Annotated in this window: 4 protein-coding genes and 1 pseudogene; 1 reads left to right on the top strand and 4 read right to left on the bottom strand. The window is 69.5% G+C overall.

Annotation, left to right across the window (positions count from 1 at the left end; all coding sequences use genetic code 11):
* Positions 1–771: pseudogene (locus tag VL973_RS03530) on the top strand (serine protease); the annotation flags it as partial.
* A 5-nt stretch (positions 772–776) separates the two neighbouring features.
* Here VL973_RS03530 and VL973_RS03525 read toward each other — a convergent pair.
* The 4 genes from VL973_RS03525 to VL973_RS03510 form a co-directional block, all read right to left on the bottom strand.
* Complete coding sequence (locus VL973_RS03525; RefSeq protein ID WP_325282648.1) at positions 777–1952, bottom strand: BaiN/RdsA family NAD(P)/FAD-dependent oxidoreductase; 1176 nt, start codon at positions 1950–1952, stop codon at positions 777–779.
* Positions 1952–2131 (bottom strand): hypothetical protein, encoded by a 180-nt coding sequence (locus VL973_RS03520; RefSeq protein ID WP_325282647.1) that lies wholly within the window; start codon positions 2129–2131, stop codon positions 1952–1954. The genes VL973_RS03525 and VL973_RS03520 overlap by 1 nt, the downstream gene beginning before the upstream one ends.
* Before the next feature lie 8 nt (positions 2132–2139).
* Positions 2140–2607: a YaiI/YqxD family protein gene (locus tag VL973_RS03515; RefSeq protein WP_325282646.1), complete on the bottom strand. Its 468-nt coding sequence runs from the start codon at positions 2605–2607 to the stop codon at positions 2140–2142.
* Positions 2604–4130, bottom strand: a 1527-nt coding sequence (locus VL973_RS03510) for a DEAD/DEAH box helicase (RefSeq protein WP_325282645.1), incomplete at its 5' end; no start/stop codon positions are given. The genes VL973_RS03515 and VL973_RS03510, both read right to left, overlap by 4 nt.

Here is a 4130-nt window from a genome sequence, read left to right as displayed (position 1 = left end):
GCGCAGGCCGATGCCGTCGCCCGCCGCGAAGCCGCGGTGCAGGCCGCCGCCGCCCGTGCCGAAGCCGTTGCCGATGCGCGCACCGCCAATCAGCGGATGCGCGAGAACTTCGTCGCGATCGCCGCGCTGCTGCTGGTGCTGGGGGCGCTGGCGGTCGGGGCCGGGGGGCTGATGTATCAGCGCGGCAAGCAGCGCGAGGCGATGTGGGCGGGCGGTGGCGGCGCGGCGCTGATGCTGGCGGCGATCCTGGTGTTCCTGCTGCGCCCCGCCTTCGACCCCGAACGTGCCGAGGCGATGGCCCGCGCGGCGGCGCCAAAGCCGTCTCCGACACCCTCCGCCGTCGATCCGGCGGCGGCGCAGGGACCGTTGATCTGCGCGATCGACCCCTCCCGCAGCCGGGTTACGGTGTCGGCGACCGATGACGTCGCGCTGACGCTCGGCCCCGACGGCTGCGTCAACGGGCGCACCCAATATGCCGAATCGGGCCGGCGCTGGGCACGCGTGCTGGTGCCCGACGCCGAGCAGACGGTTTCGGTGCTGGAATTCGATCCCGCGACGCGCACCTATACCAACACCCGCTATCTGTTGTCGGCGGCCCGCATGGAACAGGCGCGCGCGCTGCGGCGAGAGGTTCAGCTGAAGCAGTGCTCGACCGATCAGGCGGCACGTGCCGCGCTCGCCAGCCAGCAATCGGCGATCCGCGCGGCATTGCCGCCGGTGCCCAATGAACGGCTGGTCTATCGCTGCCGCCCGACGACGAGTGGCGGCTGATCCGGCTACACCGCCTGCGCCGCCGCCCAGCCGCTGGCCCAGGCCCATTGGAAATTATAGCCACCGAGCCAGCCGGTCACATCGACCGCCTCGCCAATGAAATACAGACCCGGCAGCTTGCGCGCGGCCATCGTCTGTGACGAAAGCTCGGCGGTGCTGACCCCGCCCGCGGTCACTTCGGCCTTGGCATAGCCCTCGGTCCCGTTGGGGTTGAACGCCCATGCCGACAGCGCGCGCTCGGCTGCCGCCAGCTTCGCGTCGGTCAGCCCGCCCAGTTCGCCGTCCACGCCCAGCCGGTCCGCCAGCACATCGGCCAGCCGTTCGGGCAGCATCCGCGCCAGCATCCGGGGGGCGCGGGCGCGCGGGGCTTCGTGCTTGGCGGCCTTCAGCCAGCCTTCGCCTTGCGCGGGCAGGAAGTCGATCGTCACCGGCTGGCCATGCCGCCAGTATGACGAAGCCTGAAGGATCGCCGGACCCGACAGCCCGCGATGCGTGAACAGCGCGGCTTCGCGGAACGATGCCTTGCCCGCTGTCGCGATCACGTCCGCCGACACGCCCGACAGGGAGCGGAACAGAACCTCGTCCCCGCCCAGGGTCAGCGGCACCAGCGCCGGACGCGGCTCCACCACCTTCAATCCGAAGCGGCGCGCAATGTCATAGGCGATGCCCGTCGCGCCCATTTTCGGGATCGACGGCCCGCCGGTTGCAATCACCAGTGATGGCGCGGTGACGGTTCGCCCGTTCACGCTCAGCGAAAAACGGCCATCGGCGTGCGTCAGGTCGCTGGCGCCGTGACCAAGCGCAACATCGACCCCGCCGACCGCGCATTCGCCCATCAGCATCTCGACGATCTGTCGCGCGGAACCGTCGCAGAACAATTGCCCCGGCGTCTTTTCGTGCCAGGCAATGCCATGCCGGTCGACCAGCGCGATGAAATCGGCGGGCTGATACCGGGCCAGTGCCGACCGCGCGAAATGCGGATTGGCCGACAGGAACCGGTCGGGCACGGTCCCGGTGTTGGTGAAGTTGCAGCGCCCGCCGCCTGAAATCAGGATCTTCTTGCCCGGCGCATCGGCATGGTCGATCACCAGCACGCGGCGACCGCGTTGACCCGCGACGGCGGCGCACATCAGCCCGGCGGCGCCTGCCCCCAGCACGATCGCGTCATATTGCCCGCGCATCAGCGCAGCTTGGCGATCGACAGCCCGTCTTCCTTGGCGCGGTCCTTCACCGATTCCTCGCTGCGGGTCAGCGCCTTGGCGATCGCTTTCAGGGCCATGCCCTTTTTCGCCAGCGTGTGCAGCTTCTGGATTTCGTCCTGCCGCCACGGCTGGCGGTGTCGTTCAAAGCGTTCGGCCATGACGCCCCTTATCCTTTTGCGGGCATCCGCGCGAGCCGCACCAATGCGGTGTCGAGCGCTTGCAGAAAGCGTGAACGATCCGCCTTTGAAAACGGCGCGGGGCCGCCCAGCTGATCGCCGCCCGCGCGCAGATCAGCCATGATCGCGCGCGTGGCAATCGCGCCGCCGATCGAGCCGGCGGTGAACGGCTTGCCCGTGGGCGACAAAACGGTGCCGCCTGCCTTCAGGCAACGGTCGGCCAGCAGGATGTCGGCAGTGATGACGACCGATCGGTCGTCGGTCCGCTCGGCGATCCAGTCATCGGCGGCGTCGAACCCGTCGCCCACCGTCACCCGTTCGATCAACGGATGGGCGGGAACGCGCAGAAACGCATTGCTGACGATCCAGACGCGCACCTCGTGACGCCAGGCGACGGTATAGACCTCATCCTTGACCGGGCAGGCATCGGCATCGACCAGGATGCACGCGCCGCTCACCGGGGGCGCGGCCCCTTGCGATGCGGCTTGCCCGCGCGCGGCGGATGATTGCCACGGCGTGGCGGCCCCGCATTGGGACCGTTGCGGCGCGGACCGCCATGATCGCCGCGCGTGCCGGGCGCGGGTGCGCCGTCGGCCTGCTCGATCCGCACACCGCTTTCGTCGTCGCCATTGGGATCGGCGGTGCGCTGGACGGCGGCGGCGAACTTGGCGGCGATGGCGCTCGGCACCTGGAACCAGGTTTCGCCCGCCGCGATGCGGATCGCGCCGATCTCGGCCTTGGTGACATGACCGCGACGGCAGATCAGCGGCAGAATCCAGCGCGGATCGGCATTCTGGCGGCGGCCGACATTCATGCGGAACCAGACCGTATCATCGAAACCGGGGCGATGGCGCTCCGCCTGCGCCGCACGACGCGCCTCCGGCGTCCCCTCGATCAGTTCTTCGGGCGCGGGCAGCGCGGCGCGATGCGCGCGCACCAGCGCGGCGGCGATATCCTCGGCACTGCGTTCGGCCAGCAGGCGCGCGGCCAGCTCGCGATCCTCTTCGTCGATTTCGACCGGGGCCAGCAGCGCCTCCAGCATCCGTTCGCGGTCGCGCGCGCGGATGTCCTCGGGGGTCGGCGCCTCGATCCATTCGGCATTGATGCGCGCGCCGCGCAGCAGCGCTTCCATCCGGCGGCGGCGGGGATAAGGGACGATCAGCACCGCCGTCCCCTTGTTGCCTGCGCGGCCCGTCCGGCCCGAACGGTGCTGCAACGTCTCCGCATCGCGCGGCAGTTCGACATGCACGACCAGGCTCAGGCTGGGCAGGTCGATGCCGCGCGCCGCCACGTCGGTCGCGACGCATACGCGCGCGCGCCGGTCGCGCAGCGCCTGAAGTGCTGCGTTGCGTTCGTTCTGGCTATGCTCGCCCGACAGCGCCACGGCCTGGAACCCGCGTTCGATCAGGCTGGCGTGCAGGTGGCGGACATTGTCGCGCGTGGCGCAGAACAGGATCGCAGTCTCCGCCTCGTGCAGGCGCAGCAGGTTGATGGCGACATGCTCGATGTCCGACGGCGACACCGTGACCGCCTGATAGGCGATATCGCCATGCCCGCGATCCTCACCCACGGTCGAGATTCGCAGCGCATCGGTCTGATAGCGCTTGGCCAGCGCCTCGATCGGGCGCGGCATGGTGGCGGAAAACAGCAAGGTGCGACGGCCATCGGGCGTTGCGTCGAGGATATGCTCCAGATCCTCGCGAAAGCCCATGTCGAGCATTTCGTCGGCTTCATCGAGCACCGCGACGCGCAGTTCGGACAACTCCAGCGCGCCGCGCTCCAGATGGTCGCGCAACCGGCCCGGCGTGCCGACGACGATGTGCGCGCCGTAAGATAGCTGGCGGCGTTCCTTCGACGCATCCATGCCACCGACACAAGTGGCGATTCGCGCACGGGCATTGGCGTAAAGCCAGCCCAGCTCGCGGCTGACCTGCAGCGCCAGTTCACGAGTCGGCGCGACGATCAGCGCCATCGGCTTGCC

Origin of the sequence: Sphingomonas sp. (assembly GCF_035490575.1) — a bacterium.
Taxonomy (GTDB): domain Bacteria; phylum Pseudomonadota; class Alphaproteobacteria; order Sphingomonadales; family Sphingomonadaceae; genus Sphingomonas.
This window is presented reverse-complemented; position numbering and strand designations above follow the sequence as displayed.